Here is an 18,144-nt window from a genome sequence, read left to right as displayed (position 1 = left end):
TTATTTCTTACTAGGTTTCACAGCATCTAAAATTGTATCAACACTAACAGTACCGCTCACACCTACATTGAAACCTGGTGTTCCTACTCCTAACTCAGAGGCCCACGTACCTTTTACAGGACTGCTTTTACTTACTAATGGAACCACTACGTTTGCTACTGCTCCATAAGCTCCACCACCAACAGTAACTGAAGCTCCACTTACAAATTCATTTGTAATCTCGCCCATAGTCATTGTTGTTTTGGTATAACTTGGTATGTTGTGAATATTACCACCTACACAACTAGCCCCTGCCAGATCTTTAGCGCTAAATTGTTTATTTTGAGCAACTGATTTTGCTACAGGAATTAATAGCGAATCCTTCGAACCACTAATATAATATTCGCCAGTCCATTGATTTTTAACAAAGCCCACTCCTATTCCTAAACCTCCGCCGCTACATGCAACATAATCAAATAATGGTGGCACTTTTATTTTACATAATTCTCCTGTTTCAGCATAACACTCATAATTTCGTTGACCTTGATATGCTAGACCTGACTGGGCACTAGCTGGAATACCAAACATTTCACCATAATTAAAACTATTTAATCCTTTTGGATCAATCCATTGATTTGGATCACTTACATAACTAGAGGTATTCATACCACCCTCTAACCCAATCGGGTCTTTACTTACATATCTTGCGCTATGAGGTTCATAATAACGATAACGGTTATAGTGCAATTCTGTTTCTTGGTCGTAATACTGGCCTTGAAAGCGTAAATTATTTTGTTCAAATGGATTATCTTGATTTAGTGCTTTAATTTGCGACACCGCGCCCCATGTATCTTGGAGAATTTCCCATACACACTCTCCTCGGATATTGGTCATGGTTTGTGGTGTTCCGACCTGATCACAGTGGTAGAATGTAAACTGCTCTAAAGCAGTACGCTCTTTACCAAGATTACGATTCCATACTGGGTCTTTATAAATAGAATAAGGTTTTGTTTGATATTCCTGATAATCAGGAGTTTCTATCAGTTGAATAAAATCCTTATAACCTGCTTGTAATAGTGGAACAAAGCTATCAGGTTCATAAATATAGTGCTTTGTATAACTCATCTGTGCAGATTTGACAGACTCCCATATCATTAAATCTCCATCCCAACCAAATAAGGTTAATTCATTGGTTGTTTTTTTGTAGAGTCGACGACCAAAGACATCATAGCCATATTCTGTAACTAGACCATTATTATCACTTCGAATAAGTCTGTTTTGATTATCCCAAGTCAGTTTAAGGTTTTTGCCCGCTTGAATAATCTCTGTCACATTACCTTGAGCGTCATATTGATAGTGTTTACCTTTATAACTTTTAATAAGGTTATTTTTAATTTGCGCCGGACTTAATACCGAGTCAGAATCAATTAAGTTACCTGCTGGGTCAAAATTAAAACTTTCTGTTTTATGTAAACTTTGAGCTGCGATTAAACGCCCAATTGGGTCATATTGATAATTGAGCCTACCCAAACGACTATCTTCGACTTGACTAAGCAAATAGTTTTGATCGTATTGATAGTGTCTATGTGCTTGATATTGTAAATAGTCTTGGGTTTCTTGCTCAGGTTGAATTAGCTGTGAACTCAGTAACCCTACATCATTATATTGTTTAGTTTGAATAAGCCCATTTGCTAGTAATCGTGTTGTTTCTCTATGCAAATCATCACGCTGAAATGAAACAACCTCTTGGTTATTTAAACCAATTGCATAAATATGCCCTGAACCATAAACAAGATGATTCAGTGTATGTCCATCAGGTCGAATTGTTTTAATTAAATTTCCAAGCTCATCATATTCATAATGTAATACTGCTGTGAGCGGTTTCAGTTCTGGAATTTTATAATGCTGGTGCTCTCTAACCAACTGCCCAAGTGCATTGCGATAGAAATCAATTTGGCTAACCTCATTACTGGCTCGGCTCAGTTGGCTATTGAGGTTATAGTCAAATTGTTCCGTTTGTTTCTGCCCTGTATGTAAATGGGTAAAGCTTTTCGAAGCAATTTGTCCATCTGCATAATAGTCAAATTGGGTCAGTATATTTGGTTGACGGATTTGAAATATCCTTCCGTTCTCATTGTAACTATAGTGCTTTTCCTCTCCATCAAAGGCCTGTTCACGTATCAAATATCCATACGGATTGTATCCAAACAAATATTCGGCTTGATTCTGGTTGATTAGCTTTTGAATGCGACCTTGTTTGTCCCATTGATAAGCTACACTATGTCGATTGGCATCAATACGCTGCTCTAATAAGCCAACTTGATTGTACTTATATTCCGTTACTAAACCTTTGGTATCGGTATGTTTAAGTAAGCGTCCTTCTTCATCATGTTCAAAGTATTCTTTTAACCCATCAGGATAAATAATACTTTGCAGCTGTCCTTTATCTCGGCCTTTGGTACTGTAAAAATACTGTACAACTTTATTATTTGCAGTTTGTTCAGCTGTCAGTACACCATCTTCATCATATTCCCATGTACTACTCTTACCTGAGCAATCGGTATATGAAATCATCTGCCCCAATTCATTATACTGAATTTTCTTAACACCACCTTTTGCATCAATGACTTCAACCAGTTGATTATCATTGTTATATTTGTACTGTGTGATATGCCCTAATGGATTGATTTCCTTATTAAGATTACCATTTTCATCATATTCCCGTTTCCAAATACTGCCTTCTGGGTCTTTAATTTCAACTAAGTTATCCTGTTCATCATATGCAAAACGTATTACTCCGCCGTTTGGCTGCACAATTTTAACAAGTTGATCTTGATCATTATATTCCTGTTGAGTCTCTCGCCCTTCAAAATCAATTTGTCGAGTAATGCGCTTTTTCCCATCACGGCTATACCATGACTCACGCCCATCCGCTAAACGAGTTCGATAAGTAAACCCATTGAGGTCAAAGTAATAATAAGTTGGCACATCATAAGCATCATAAACCGCTACTTGACGTAAACGTGGATGCCATTTTAGTTTGGTATGGAAACTACCATCATCGGCCCATTCTTCTATCGCTTTAGCTTTGGCGTCTGTTGATTCATAGCGAATATTTTGTCCACGCCCTGTACGATCTGTATAACGCGTTAGTTGATGAAAGTAGTTATATTCATAGGTTCTTGTATGACCATTCTGATCAATGGCTTTAATCAAGTTACCTTGAGTATCATAATCATAACGCGCTAATGGCTCAGCGTTATCATCTAAAAACACCGCCATAATTTTAACTTGCTCATTAAAAGCAAATTTTAATTGGTGTTTAGCATGCTCTAATTGAAAATTAACACATTGAAGATAAGCAACCTTTTCAAAAATAAGGTAACTTAAATCAATTTTTTCTTGTGTTTTTTCATTGAATTGTTGAATCAATTGATAAGGCTGTCCGACTGAAAACTGATGAAATTGAAAAGTCCAGTCTCCCCCAAAGTTTAGAACCAGATCTCCATTTTTAAGAGGTTGTACTATTATTCCCTCATAAGGAACTTCATAAGTTTCAAATGTAATAGAAGCTGGCAGTTGATGCTTTCGCCCTTTACTATCAATAAATAAATAGCCTTGAGCAGTTCGTTGAATCATATTGGAAAATGGCATCATCCAACGTGCACCGACCATGCTCTGATCAAACTCATCCATTTGTGAGTTATATTGCCGTATAAAAGAAAAACCTATTTTTGGTAAATAGAAGTCTGCATGTTGAACCCGTTCAGCACCAATTGAATAGCTAATACTTTTTCCAGATTGTGAATCAGCACCTTCACATGGAGGAGCATTTAAAGCATCTGCCTGCAAACTTACAAATTCTAAAGTGTCTCCTTTCGTATGCCGTTCATATTCACCCGTCTGGTTGACTGGCACACTTGCATTACCTTTATTTTCTAATGCTTGTATAGCTTTCAGTGCTTCTTGTAATAGCCATGCCAAAGTATATTTTTGGCCAGCATTTGCTTGTTGCTGTAAAGTTTGACTTAAAGCCGCAATAGCTTGAGTTGCTTCTTGTTGCAAACGACTTGTTATATTTGGTTGTATTTTAGGGGTTAGATTTGCTTGGCTTGGCTTCCCTAATAAATCAATGAGTGGAACAGCCCAGTTGGTAAATTTGAGTTTCGGATCTCGTTTTTCTGCACTTGCACCTGCCGCAGTGGATATTCCTGCATTTATACCTGTTGCTGGGGTTGCCATGCTTTGTAGAATGGTTACACCCAATGTTGTAGCGCTAATAAGTAAACTGCTTAACTTCGCTTGAGTCTCTTTTAAGAAGTTCTCTAGATCTCCAGCGATCATCGCATTGAGATGTAAACCTAAACGCTTAATATCCGTTTCTTTAATTTTTCCATTTTCTCGATATAAGCACTCTGCCATTAAGCCAAACATCGGACGTAAAGCCATGCGTGCATGTGCTTCATTATTCGGTTCTGAAAATAAACCAATTAAATTTGCCGCAAGTAATGCCCCACGTTGTACAGCAGCATCACCAGTTTTTTTATCTGTAGCATAGAGCATTAGATCTAGTACACTACCCGTCAATGCAAAAATATTAGCAACCGTGGTTATATTGGCCTTACTTTTTATTTGTTCTAATGTCGTGTTTCCACACACTTGTAAATACAGCTGAACCTGACTTGCGATCATTTGCAAGTCCGCTACATCCGTCACGCTATTTAAGTTAAAAACAGCAAGTTCAACAGCAGGTTGTCTTTTAATTTCTTTCTGTTGTGTATTCTCTTTAGCCATCAATATAAAACCTTTAATTCATTCAATTGCAGCAATATTTTTCTAAGTTGAATCGCTCTATTCATCCAAACTACTTTTTTGACCGTACAAAAGTATCTAAATTGCCCTGCTGAATAGGTGACTCTTGATTTGTGGTCTTAAATAATTTTGCGGTCATTTGATCACTCAAAAAATCTCCGCCCTGCTCTTTAAGCATTTCAAGAGATTGACTTGGATTCGTCGCCATTTGACCAAGACTTTTCATTTGATCGGCAGATAAATTGAGATTAAGTTGTTTTGAAACAGTATTAAGGGCAGTATTAGTTACCTGATTTTTAATCTGGGCTACTGTTTGGCCAGCTAAATTATCTAAAGTATTCTTACCTAAGTTTTTGAAACTATTTTTATCCGTTGAAAGAAGATTATTTTGCAACTGAGACATCGTATTTTGCCCCACTGCTTCTAGGGCATTTTTCATTAATCCTTGAACACTTTTGACTGGTTCAGCCCACGTATAATTACGTTTAAAATCACTGCTTTGTAGCCATGCACTTGTATTATCCTTCTCAAAAACTACTTTAGCTGGTCCGGGTGCAATACCTGTTACTTGTGCAAAACCATTTCCATCGAGTTTGCCCGTAATTTGCTTACCTAATGAATCAATGACTTTATAGCTATTTTGCTTGAAGAAGTTATCTCCACCATAACTCCGCAGTAGCTCCAATGCTCCCTGCATAGGTTTAGCTTTAGGCAACTCAGGAGCACTGGCGTTTGCACTCGCTCCTCCCATAAACAAATGCTGTCCAGCATTGACTTGGAATTTCCCACCAGTTTTCGGAAAGATTCCTGAACCATTTAGAGTAATTTGCGATGAGCCGCCCGTGATTTTGACTTCTTTCGGGCTACTAATGATGACCTTGTCATCGGTTGATGAAATAGTAATTCCAAGTTTACTCAGTACATCCAGTGCATCTGCCTGAGCTTGTATTTCTACCTTGCCTTGTGCAGCAACAGCTTTTAGTCCACTTTGTGCTGCAAAGAGGCTGAGCCTATTTTGGGCATGGGCAATCACATTCTTTTGAGTACTTATATTAATGCTGTCTCCAGCAATCTGATTAATTTGTGCATCAGCCGAGATGTGAATATCTTCTGAACTACTTAAAGCTATACCATCCGGTGAACTTAAAAGGAGTAAAGCTTTTTCAAATTTAGCGATTTGCTGCTGAATTTGTGAGGCAAAATCTTTTAACTGTTCAAGCGACTCTATTTCATCGGTTTTCTGGTTTTTAGCAATGTCACTCAGTGCTTTACTGTTGGTTTGACTACCCTCAAGTTGCTTTTTCGCAACTTCGGCATCGAGGTGGTCTCCTTTGGCATTATCCTGTTTATGGGTGGATACCAATAAACCTTGCCCCGCGCGTAATGCTCCCCATTGATCCGTACGCAGTTCAAAACCTTCTCCGCGGTCTTCACTTTCTGCTTTATCTTTAGGATGGCTCAATTTCCCCAGATTTAGCTGGCTTGCACCATGACTGCTTTGGAGTTGGGTACTAATTTGTCCCGGTGTATCATCAAATCTGAGTTGCCCAAAACCGCTACCTGACACTTCTTTAGAACGGATACCACTGAGCTTTTTAGTATCAGGAAGCTTACCTTTATTATCAAATTTGGTCGGATAGCGCTGGGCCTCATGCACTCTACCCATCACAAACGGTCGGTCTATATCACCATTAAAGAAGTTAATAACAACAATTTCACCAATACGCGGTAAAAAACGTGCACCGTAACCTTCTCCAGCCCACGGCGTTAGAACGTCAATCCAAGCTGAATCGGTATCATTGTTGTTGGTCCCTGCGCCCCCATCATGGCTATGGTCATCACTGCGGGTAAATAGGAAGCGGACTTTAATACGCCCCCACTCATCTACATAGATTTCTTCACCTTCAGGACCCACCACTTTCGCACGTTGTGGATGAGCGACTGGGCTATGAGTCTGTGGGTTATAAGCTGGTGTTGTTGGAATATAACGACGTTGTAAAATTAACTGATTCGCTTGACGTTCGTCGGTATTACTCGCTTGCCAATCGCTTTGTTGAACTAAAGTTTGGATTTGCTGGTTTAAATCTTTGGGTAAATTATTTTGGTTATAATAATTCTTACCTATGATTAAAAACTCTTTATCTGTGCTTTCATGCTGATCAATTTCAGGGTGTTCATTGAGTTCAAACCAATAGCCAACTTGTGTATCTCGTACTGTGGTTTTTGCAATAAACTGCTTAGACTGAGCATCATAATAAGCACTTAGGTTCTGGTTAAACTTTTCTAGTTGTTGATTACTTGCTGAGGTTGCCCCATCTTCGCCATTTAAATCCTGCATCCATGCCGGACTAAAGTGCCATGCTTCTTCAAGACTTAAGCTTTGATTGTCGTAGTTAGTACTATGCTGATGTTTACTTTGGACACTACCTGCCCCATCTGTTTGTTGTAATACATCTGGCTGCCAACGCTGCACAAATATAGAAGTCGGCTGTAAACTGCGATCAGCCATTAGGCTGGTCATGCTATCAAATTGTTCAGTTGCACTACTGCGGTGGTAACGAATCGCTCTTCTTGTCAGAGCTTGATATTGGTTATTATCATCAATAAGACGTAATTTTTGTGGCTGAATATTGTCCATATTGCTCGCCACGGTAAGCTCTGCTTCATCAATGAGCCAGCTAATACCTTCACTACGCCATAAGCGAGTTAAAAAGTCATAGTCGCTTTCATTGAGCTGCATAACAAAAGGACGGACATCGTAGGTCTGTTTCAAGCCGCTCAAATCTAGAGTCAGACTAGAAGCAAATAATGGGCTTTTTCCTTGCCACTCTTGAAACAGAATTTCACTAATTTCTTTCACACTCTTGTTCATAAACACACGGCTATTTCTGCGTTTATGCCAGAGATAAGTTGGATCACTTATAGCAAGTTTATATAAAGTTAAAGCACCATCACTTTGCCCTTGTGATGCTCCAGTAATAATACCTGTAGTACGGAAAAAACTTCCTCGATCTGTTACTTGATCAACAGCAACCTGCATCCCAATAAATGTTTTGAGTGGAATATGAGCATTGGTTGATAAACAAATCAGCTCGGCTGTCATGCCCTGATTAAGATAATGTTGCCCATCTATACGTTGTAAAAAAACCTGACTATTCAGGGATGCATCTGAAAACTGGAGATACACCGAACGATGCTGTGAGAGAAAACCAAAACTCTCTAAGATCTGAAAAATATTATTAAACATCACTTATTTTATAAATTTGAGTTGCAATCGACTATATTTTATAAAAAATAGACAGATTTGTCTATCTTGTTTATATTAACTTCAGTTTCAACCTTAGTCTTACAACTATTTTATAGGAAAAAAATATAATACTAAAACCTGAGTAAATTATGCTAATTTGCTATAAATCAGAGTTAAAATTAAAAATTATCGCCAACTGAAACAAGTAAGAATAAAAACCTAAAATCATATGCTGTGCAATTAATTAGTTTTCCTCTCTAGCGTACTGGCATAAAAAACCGCTCCAACACCTCATCCCTTTCACTCAAACTATTAGTACTTAAAAACCCAAACATCAAACCATCTATTAGGTTTAAAACCATATCGGCATCAGGTTTTAAGGCGCGAGTTTCCAAACTAAAAATTAGGTCAAAAAGTTCTCGAATTAGCCACTTTCTATACTCGATTGCCATACGGTAAGCCTGAGGATATGCCCCTTTAATTTCAAAAAAAGCTTTAAGTAGCAAATGATACAGACTGTTAGAGTTAACATGTAGAACCACAATTTCTTTGAGCTTATCAATTGGCGTGCAGTAACGGTTTGAGTAAATAATCGCGAGCACTTCTTGTTTCAGCAGGCTTTTTTGAAAGGCGATGCACATTTCAATTAAACCTTCTTTTGAGTGAAAGTAGTTATAGAGCGTAGCTTTCGGAATTTCAGATTTTTTAACAATCAGATCTACACCCGTGGTGTGAAATCCATAGGTGGTAAATAAGTTTATAGCCGTACGAATAACGTGTAATTTTTTGGAAGAGGTTTCTAAATTTGGCATAGTTTTACCGTTATAAATTCTTGTTGTTTCTAAATGAGATACTTTTTTGGGAGAAAAAAAAGGCACAGCAAAGCCATAAAGACTGTGCTTGGCACATCTCAAGTTTTATAGTTAATGCAAGTTTTTTGAGCCGTAATGACTTAAAGCCTGAAAACCCTAAAGGCCATCAAGCTGCTTTAAATTTTTAAGTTGTGTCGTTATAGCTTTTGGCAAAGGCTGCCAAGAAATAGTGGATATGCAAAGCCAACTCCTTTTTATTGGGAGTTCTGCCAAAACATTTAAATTATGGTGGCAGAACGAAAGGGGGTTAGCAGACTGGCCGAAAAAACCCAGCACACCCGAAGGTGTCCCCCTCCCGTTCCGCCGTAGAGGGGGCACGAGGGTTCGTCACTAAAAGATTGCTCTTTTAATGCTTTTCGGAACGGTCTGCTAAAACCGACTGGCAATGTGGCCAGCATGCGAAGAATAGTATTCCACCCTCTTGTAGTCAAGCACACAAAATGACATTTGATTTAAATTAGATCATTAAAAAGTAAGGATAAATAATTAACAAGTTATTGTTAAAGTAGGGTTTATAAAGAGAATGAACACACTGGATAATAAAGACTTAATCTTCGATCCTCCCATTAAAGAGGAATTCCTATAGAAAGCGTTAATGCATTTAAATAGTGTTGGGCGAAAAATATTTCTAGATACATATACGGAGGAAGAAAATGGCATTATTCCAAATGAAATAAAGCTAAGCCACGATAACCGTGACTTAGCTTTGAAAAATAATTTTAATTAAAAATTACTTATTTGATGTCTGCAAATTCAGAAACAGGCTTGTTCACTTCAACTTTTGTGCCGCCAAATTTTTCATTTACAAACTTTTGAACTTTAGGTAAATGGTAAAGTTCACCAAGCTTCGTATAGATCGGGTCATTTTTGTTCACTTCAGCAACACCCAATAAGTTGACATAAAGCTTAGTAGACTGATCGATTGGCTCACGGAAGATTGCGTCTTTCATTACATTGAGGCCACCCTCAAGTGCCAATGTATTACCCAACACAATTGCATCTACATCGTTTTTAACACGAACTGCGGTTGTCATTTGAATAGGTTTTAATTGTAAGTTTTTAGGGTTTTCAGCAATATCATTTACTGTCCCTTTTACAGGGTCAAAACCTGGTTTAAGTTTAATTAATTTAGCAGACTGCAATAATGTTAATGCACGAGCTTCGTTAGCAGTATCGTTTGGAATTGCAATGGTAGCGCCTTGTGGGAACTCATCAACGGTTTTAACTTTATTTGCATAAATACCCATTGGCTCTAGGTAAGTTGTCGCAACAGCAGCAACTTTAGCTTTATTTGAAGCATTATAAGCTGCCAAATAGTTGAATGACTGGAACGCATTTACATCTTGTTCGCCACTTGCTACAGACGTATTGAGCACAACATAGTCAGTTAAATTGGTCACTTCGAGTTTAATGCCCGCTTGAGCAGTTTCAGGAAGTGTTGCTACGTATTTCCATACGTCCGTATCAGAACCTGTTGAAACCAATTTAATTGTACGAACTGACTCAGTTTTATCTTTGGCTGCTGCTGTATTTTCAGTTTGTGCAGGTTGCTTATTACATGCAGTCAGTGTCAGTACAGAGGCACTGAACAGTACGCTAAATAATTTTTTCATAAATATATCCTAAAATAGGAAATGCCTACTCTAAATCAGAGCGAGACATTTCCAACCATTGGGTCGAAATGCAATATTTGGCTGGATATAATTTCCAGATATAGGGTTTAGAAGCCTGATTTCAGCATCATTCCTTCCGTGAATTTGCACGCTGAACAATAGAATTATGTTTTGAAACAGTTTCTAAATATGGGCACATCATATATCAATAATTAAACGTTCGACAAATGACTTGTTCAATTTTGATCGATAAAGCTTTTAACACTAAGATGATGAAAATAAAAAAGATATTATATAAATAAAATAATTTTGATTAAATTATATACTTGTTTGATTTATATGAAATTTTCAGGATTTGTTAGCAATATTTAAGCTAAATGAAGTTGTAATTTTTATCCTTGGCTTAAAAAATCTTCGGTTTCACAAAGACTTTTGAATTTGGCGTAAGCGACAAAATTTCTCATTAGCAATATAAGCTATTTATATAAATTATTTTTTATTATTTAAGTTTTTAATAAAAATAAATTTTATAAAGATATATTCTATTAGCTCCAAGGAAGGTGAATAGTATGAAATAAACGATGTAGAAAAGTTCCAATTCAAATTAGTGTTACTACTAAATTTAAAAATATAATAATGCATCAATATCTCTTCAAAACTATTATGTAAATTTCTTGCAATAATTTTTTTCCACACAACTCAGTAAAAGGCCATAATAAATTATTGTTTGCTTTTTATCCTATTTATTTCAATTTATAAAAAATATATAATATTCCTCAATAGTTTTCTAATTATCTATTACATTCATTCATGATCATATATTTTCAAGAAAGAGAATAAAATGCAAGACCAAGCTTTGCCATCATTCCCTCAAGATTTAAATGAGGATCAAAGTATTACACGTCCACCAATTTCACACTCAGGTATTCATCATTTTAAATTTCACGGTAATGCCTCAGAATATTTTGGAATTTGGATCGTTAATATTCTTTTAACTATTATTACTTTAAGCTTATATGCACCTTGGGCTAAAGTTCGTCGTTTACGTTATTTCTATGGAAATACAGAGTTTTTTGAACGTCGTTTTGATTTTACTGGTATTCCAACCAAGATTTTGATTGGGCGTTTAATTGCATTAGGAATTTACGTAGCATTTTCAATTTCATCACAGTATTCAATGATTGCAACTGTAGTTGGAATAGTTGTGTTATATATGGCTGTGCCTTGGCTAATTCGCGCTACTTTACGTTTTACTGCAAGAAATAGTAAGTATGGTAACGCACGCTTTTATTTTGGTGGCACTATAAAAGAATCTTATAAAATTTTCCTTTTAAGTATATTGGTATATATTTTCACATTAGGAATTTTTACGCCTGTAGCTATTTGGCTATATAAAAAATATTATCTTAATCACCTATATGCTGGACAATTAAATTTTAAATTAAACGCGAACTGGACTGCATATATGGCTGCAGTTTATGTACCCATTTTTATTGCTCTTGGCATCATTGCTATCTTTTCAATTATTTATTTTAGTATTTTAGGAACACTTTCCGGGTTCTCATCGAATTCTGTAATCTTTGGGATATTTATGATGTATGCCATTATTGGACTATTTATTTATCCATTAATTGCTGCGCGTCTTTTCATTACTACATGGAACAATACTACAGTTGGAAACAGTCAATTTAAAACAGACTGTAATCAATGGCGTTTTGCATGGATTGTAGCATCAAACTGGGTAGTAAAAATCTTAACCCTAGGTTTAATGTCTGCTTGGGCCGCTGTTCGCATTCACAAATATCAGGTTGAATCAATGAGCTTAATCTTGCTAGATGATCCAGATAAAATGATGAATCTAGCTCAGCAAGAACAAAGTGCTTTAGCTGAAGAAATCAGTGATATTTTTGATATTGATATCTCCCTATAATAATCTGAGTTTAATAATTTATGTCCCAAGCAGTAGATATCATTTTCTATGATGGCATAGTGTCTAAACCATACCGTGCTCAGATTTCAGCTCAATCTGAAACTGAAGTTCTGATTCGATATGGTGAGCAATTAGAACAACAGCGTCATTAACAATACACTGATATGAAATTGATTGGTGCTCTGGGACAGTTACATCCAGTAATTGAATTAGACGATGATGCACGAATTGAATTTCATGGTGCATTACCTGAATGGTTTAATTATTCAACTAAAAAGATTCAACATTCGATCTGGAAATTTGAACGTTCTCCAAATCTTATTTTTTTTAGTTTAATTTTTGTGATTACTTTCGGAATCAGTTTAGTAAAATGGGGAGTTCCCGCCACTTCCCATTATGTTGCTTTTAAATTACCAGAGAATAGTTTAAAGAAACTAGGAGATGAAGCCGAGAATTATGTACTAAATAATTGGACTGCACCTAGCCAATTAGCTCAAACTCAAAAAGACCAAATTACTAAACAATATTTGAATACTGTTGCTGAAAACAAACCAGCCAAACTAGTGTTCCGTAAAGGTAATCGATTAGGGGCAAATGCTGTAGCACTACCCAATAATACAATTATCATTACAGATGAACTGATTCAAATAGCCCATAATAATCAAGAAATATTGGGAGTATTAGCCCATGAACAAGGACATTTAGTTTATCGCCACAGTTTACAACAAGGATTAACTAGTTTAGGACTAAGTGTATTATACATTGCGATGACAGGTGATAATTCAGATTTATTTACGTCGTTACCTGCTGCTATGCTTGGTGCAAATTACTCACGTAAATTTGAGTCCGAAGCCGATCTATATGCATTACAGCTGATGGATAGGAAAAATATAGAAGTCTCACACTTTGCAAATTTCTTACAACGTTTAAACGATAAAACAGAAGAAGATCTAAATAAAGCAAGTCAGTCCACCTCACCAACCTCTCAAAAAGAATCTTCAGATAATAAGCTATCTATAGCTGTTGTTGATGCTTTATCTTCTCATCCTGCAACTGAAGAACGTATTCGAATGGTTCATGATTTTGAGAAAAAACAACACGCTAAATATTAAATACTAGAAAAATTAGTATTCAGACTTAAGAAATTATGAAATATAAAATTAAACTGGAATCTAATTCTACCCAACTCAATCTAAATTTTTATATAGGGGAGGATGAGGGGTAAAATAATAGATATAAAAAAAGCCCCTGCTTTAAACAGGGGCTTTTAGAATTTGGCGGAAGCGGTGTTAGTCAAATTAAACAACCAAACCACTGATAAACATACAAAAAATAATTTAATTTTAGTTTTTTACTGTTATTTTTACTACAATAAAATTTCAACCAATCATTTGTTTATATTTCATTCACCTGACACTATTCTTGCTTAGTAAGCTAATGATTGTAAATTACAAATCATCTTAAACTACCCATTCTAAGACAGTTCATGTAATTTTACCTCAATTAAGAGTTCATTCGAGAATATATTCAATTAGAAGATTTTATATTCCCCGCCCCACGTAGTGGTGAAATGCTTTCCGACATGCCATTGACTACACTAATCAAGCGTATGCATGAACAAGAACTAAAAAATGGCTTAGGCTATATTGATCCAAAACAGAATCGTATAATTACCACACATGGCTTTCGGTCTACTTTTCGTGACTGGTCTGCGGAAAAAACTAATTATGCGCGTGAAGTCTGTGAACATGTATTAGCGCACAAACTACCAGATAAAGTTGAAGCTTCTTACTTGCGTGGAGATTATCTAGATAAACGTAAAGAATTAATGGCAGATTGGGCAGAGCACTGCTCTACGCTTACAGAGTGATGTAACACATAAACCTTGTATTTCGCCTAACCAAATAATAATCTTACCCTTTATATTTATCATAGAGCCAACATGTCAATACAAACTATAAGCAGTACCATAACAAGGTTAAATAAGGAGTTAGCAGATATTACTCATCGAATGAGCTTAGAGCAGAAAAAGGGAGCTGATATAATTTCTAAAATTTTACAAATTCAAAATTCTATCGGGAAGACAACTAGCCCCTCTACATTAAAAACAAAGTTATCAGAAATTAGTAGGAAAGAACAAGAAAACGCTCGTATACAATCAAAACTTTCAGACTTACAAAAGAAAAAGATTGATATTGATAATAAGCTGCTGAAAGAAAAGCAGAACCTTATAAAAGAAGAAATACTGGAAAGAAAAAAATTAGAGGTCCTGACTAAAAAACAGCAGAAAGACGAAATTGAACATCAAAAGAAGCTGAAACGTGAAATTGATGCTATTAAAGCTTCTACCCAATATATTACTGATGTTTCAATATCATCTTACAACAATACAATACCTGAGACGGAACCAGAATATGATTTGTTTATTTCACACGCTTCAGAAGATAAAGAAGATTTTGTCAGACCGCTTGCAGAGACATTACAGCAACTTGGAGTAAACGTTTGGTACGATGAATTCACGTTAAAAGTTGGGGACAGTTTACGTCAAAAAATTGATAGTGGTCTCCGAAACTCTAAATACGGTACCGTTGTTCTTTCAACTGACTTTATTAAGAAAGACTGGACCAACTATGAACTTGATGGCTTAGTAGCTCGAGAAATGAATGGCCATAAAATGATTTTACCGATTTGGCACAAAATTACTAAAAATGACGTTTTAGATTATAGTCCGAATTTAGCCGATAAAGTCGCCTTAAATACTTCTGTAAATAGTATTGAGGAAATTGCCCATCAATTAGCTGATGTTATCTTAAATCGATAAGCGCCTTCTAAAAATTAAAATTTTGACTGAGATTTACAAATAACCTAATTCTCAGTCAACTTTTGAACACCCTACAATTTAGACACTTTACAATCAATAATTTAATTATAACTAAAACAATTTTTTTTGTGATGAGTAATACTGAATTCACAAATATTGATGTATATTGAAACAATAAAACCAAATAATTTATATAAAATCAAAAACTTAAAAAATTCTTCTTTAGCCATTTCCGCCCTTTAATATTTCTTTTGATATAAGAAATCGATTCTTCATATTTGTATCCAAGCCAAATTAATGTTATATATTTAACAAATAAGTTGAGTATACAACATGAAAATATCTTTACTCATATCCTCTTTGCCTACACAGAACACATCTACACGTATGAGAGTATGGCGTTCTCTTAAAGCAAGTGGAGCCGCAATCCTTAGAGATGGTGTGTATTTACTTCCCATTTCTCATAGCGAGAAATTTGATCCTATTGCAAGTGACGTTATTTCAGAGCAAGGCTCTGCGTATGTATTCCATGCGGAGCAGCCTTTAAACCTTGAATTAGCTCCTTTCTTCAGTCGAAAAGAAGAATACGATGTCCTCTATAAACAACTCTCTGAGTTAAGAGATCGTCAATCTAAAGATGAAAAGAAAGAGCTGCTCAAGCAAATCCGTAAATTAAGAAAAAGTATCGATGCACTCGTAGAAATTGACTATTACCCCGATGAGACTCAAGCACAGGTACTAAATGAACTTTCTGCTTTAGAGCTTTCAATAGCTCGACTTGGTGAAGTGAATGAGCCTCAAGCAATACAAGCACATATTCAACTTCTAGATAAAAATAGTTATCAAAACAAAATATGGGCAACTCGTAAGAGACCTTGGATTGATCGTCTAGCCTCTGCATGGCTAATCAAGACTTTTATTGATTCAACTCCTACATTTATTTGGTTAGAAACACCAAGTGAATGTCCAGAAGAAGCTTTAGGATTCGATTTTGATGGTGCAGCTTTCAGTCATATCAATCACTGGGTTACCTTCGAAGTTCTTTTACATAGTTTTAATTTAGAAACACCTGCTTTGAAAAAAATTGCAGAGATTGTCCACTATCTTGATATTGGCGGGATTGAGCCACCCGAAGCTTCAGGCATAGAAACCGTCTTTGCAGGAATACATGAAAACATTACAGATGATGACCAATTATTAGTCGCATCAAATGCAATCTTTAATGGCCTATTGTCTAGCTTTAATAAAAATAGCTCTGTACTGAATGATTAAACGCATCAAATACTTTTTAAATTTCAAAAATTTAGGTGAAATAGCAATGAATACAAATGAAGATTCCACTGCTTTAGCTGAAAGCATTCCCCCACATGAACTTCATGGTGTTTCATTTCGTGAAGCTTTTTGGGTATGGCTTAAAGTAGCTGCGCTTAGCTTTGGTGGACCTGCGGGGCAAATCGCAGTAATGCATAAAATTTTAGTTGAAGAGAAACAATGGATTAGTGAAACGCGTTTTTTACATGCCTTAAATTACTGTACACTTGTTCCTGGTCCTGAAGCACATAAGTTGGCTGTATACATAGGTTGGTTATTACACCGAACACGTGGCGGACTCGTTGCGGGTACTCTCTTTATTTTACCGGGTCTACTTGCATTAGGAATACTAAGCTGGATTTATGCAAGTTATGGTCAGATTAGTATTGTTCAAGCATTATTCTTTGGATTAAAAGCAGCCGTACTTGCAGTAGTTCTTGAAGCTGTCATGCGTGTAGGTCGTCGAGCCTTAAAAAACAAGGTGATGGTCATTGTCGCTATCTTGTCATTTATCGGCATCTTTATCTTTGCTTTGCCTTTTCCATTTATTATTTTAGTTGCTGCGCTTATCGGTTACATCGGAAATAAAAGTGGAAGTAAAGCATTTAACGCCTCCTCATCTCATTCTGACGCTAATAGCTCTAATGCTTCATTAGCAGCTATTGATGCTGCTTTTGCTAAGCAGATCCCAGAGCATGTACAACCTTCCCATACAAGAGCTCTAAAAATTACTCTCATTGGTTTGGTCTTATGGCTCGGCCCACTTATAGCTTTTATTACTTTAATGGGCAAAGATAATGTTTATACGCATATCGCTCTATTCTTCAGCAAAATGTCCGTACTTACGTTTGGTGGTGCTTATGCAATTTTATCTTATGTTGCACAGCAAGCCGTCGAAAACTTCCATTGGCTTAAACCTAGTGAAATGCTGATCGGACTTGGTATGGCTGAAACCACCCCTGGCCCCCTGATTAGTGTAGTTCAGTTTGTAGGCTTTATGGCAGCGTATCGAGACCCAGGATCATTGAATCCTGCCTTGGCTGGTACTCTTGGAGGTATATTAGCGAAATGGGTAACATTTGTACCCTCTTTTCTATTCATTTTTATTGGTGCTCCATATATTGAAGCATTAAGAAATAATAAGGCTTTAAATGCCATACTTTCGACAATTACAGCAGCTGTTGTTGGAGTGATCCTTAATCTATCAGTGTGGTTTGCATTACATACATTATTTGCTGAAGTTAATGTAATTCATAAATATGGAATGGTTTTACAAGTTCCAGTTTTATCCAGCATTAACCCATGGTCACTAATGTTATCAATCATAGCTATGCTTGCTTTATTCCGTTTCAAACTTGGAATGATGACTACTTTAGCTGGTTGCTGCGCTATAGGAATTATTCTTCACTTTTTCGGGATAAGCGGCTAATCACTTATAACTATATAAAAATGTTTTAGTTGGACTTATTTGTCCAACTAAAACAGAGGTGGTCCCACATGTTTGAACAACTAAAAGCTTATTTATAAGTGATACTCTGCTCTAGTTAAGCTACCTTATT

The 18,144-nt window shown here is 36.2% G+C and carries 8 protein-coding genes and 3 pseudogenes; 7 read left to right on the top strand and 4 right to left on the bottom strand.

From position 1 onward, the window contains the following. From G9371_RS18075 to G9371_RS18065, 3 genes are all read right to left on the bottom strand, one after another. Positions 1–4,773, bottom strand: coding sequence for an RHS repeat-associated core domain-containing protein (locus tag G9371_RS18075; RefSeq protein ID WP_029424309.1), 4,773 nt, complete (start codon positions 4,771–4,773; stop codon positions 1–3). 70 nt (positions 4,774–4,843) lie between these two features. Then, positions 4,844–8,038 carry a type VI secretion system Vgr family protein gene (locus G9371_RS18070; protein WP_029424310.1) on the bottom strand — a complete coding sequence of 1,065 codons (3,195 nt, stop codon included), beginning with the start codon at positions 8,036–8,038 and terminating at the stop codon, positions 4,844–4,846. 257 nt (positions 8,039–8,295) lie between these two features. Further along, positions 8,296–8,850 (bottom strand): TetR/AcrR family transcriptional regulator, encoded by a 555-nt coding sequence (locus G9371_RS18065; RefSeq protein WP_032018942.1) that lies wholly within the window; start codon positions 8,848–8,850, stop codon positions 8,296–8,298. Between the two features lie 577 nt (positions 8,851–9,427). Between G9371_RS18065 and G9371_RS19425 the strand changes: the two are divergent. Then, positions 9,428–9,637, top strand: a pseudogene (locus tag G9371_RS19425) (hypothetical protein); the annotation flags it as partial. 7 nt (positions 9,638–9,644) lie between these two features. On the opposite strand, the gene G9371_RS18060 reads toward G9371_RS19425, so the two are convergent. Then, on the bottom strand, positions 9,645–10,523 hold the full coding sequence (locus G9371_RS18060) for a MetQ/NlpA family ABC transporter substrate-binding protein (protein ID WP_029424312.1): 879 nt from the start codon (positions 10,521–10,523) through the stop codon (positions 9,645–9,647). An 841-nt stretch (positions 10,524–11,364) separates the two neighbouring features. Here G9371_RS18060 and G9371_RS18055 point away from each other — a divergent pair. The 6 genes and pseudogenes from G9371_RS18055 to chrA all read left to right on the top strand — a co-directional run bounded on the left by G9371_RS18055 (position 11,365) and on the right by chrA (position 18,014). Next, positions 11,365–12,453, top strand: a complete 1,089-nt coding sequence (locus G9371_RS18055) for a YjgN family protein (RefSeq protein WP_001153947.1) — start codon at positions 11,365–11,367, stop codon at positions 12,451–12,453. A gap of 20 nt (positions 12,454–12,473) precedes the next feature. Then, positions 12,474–13,565 (top strand): annotated as a pseudogene (locus G9371_RS18050) (M48 family metallopeptidase). 401 nt (positions 13,566–13,966) lie between these two features. Beyond that, positions 13,967–14,323 (top strand): annotated as a pseudogene (locus G9371_RS18045) (tyrosine-type recombinase/integrase); the annotation flags it as partial. A 72-nt stretch (positions 14,324–14,395) separates the two neighbouring features. Continuing rightward, complete coding sequence (locus G9371_RS18040; RefSeq protein ID WP_000027438.1) at positions 14,396–15,274, top strand: TIR domain-containing protein; 879 nt, start codon at positions 14,396–14,398, stop codon at positions 15,272–15,274. A gap of 333 nt (positions 15,275–15,607) precedes the next feature. After that, positions 15,608–16,546, top strand: coding sequence for a chromate resistance protein ChrB domain-containing protein (locus G9371_RS18035; RefSeq protein ID WP_002065076.1), 939 nt, complete (start codon positions 15,608–15,610; stop codon positions 16,544–16,546). 46 nt (positions 16,547–16,592) lie between these two features. Further along, complete coding sequence (chrA, locus tag G9371_RS18030; RefSeq protein WP_002040866.1) at positions 16,593–18,014, top strand: chromate efflux transporter; 1,422 nt, start codon at positions 16,593–16,595, stop codon at positions 18,012–18,014. Positions 18,015–18,144 lie beyond the last annotated feature (130 nt).

The sequence above is a fragment of the Acinetobacter sp. EKM10A genome (genome assembly GCF_011075215.1).
Classification (GTDB): Bacteria; Pseudomonadota; Gammaproteobacteria; order Pseudomonadales; family Moraxellaceae; genus Acinetobacter; species Acinetobacter baumannii.
This window is presented reverse-complemented; position numbering and strand designations above follow the sequence as displayed.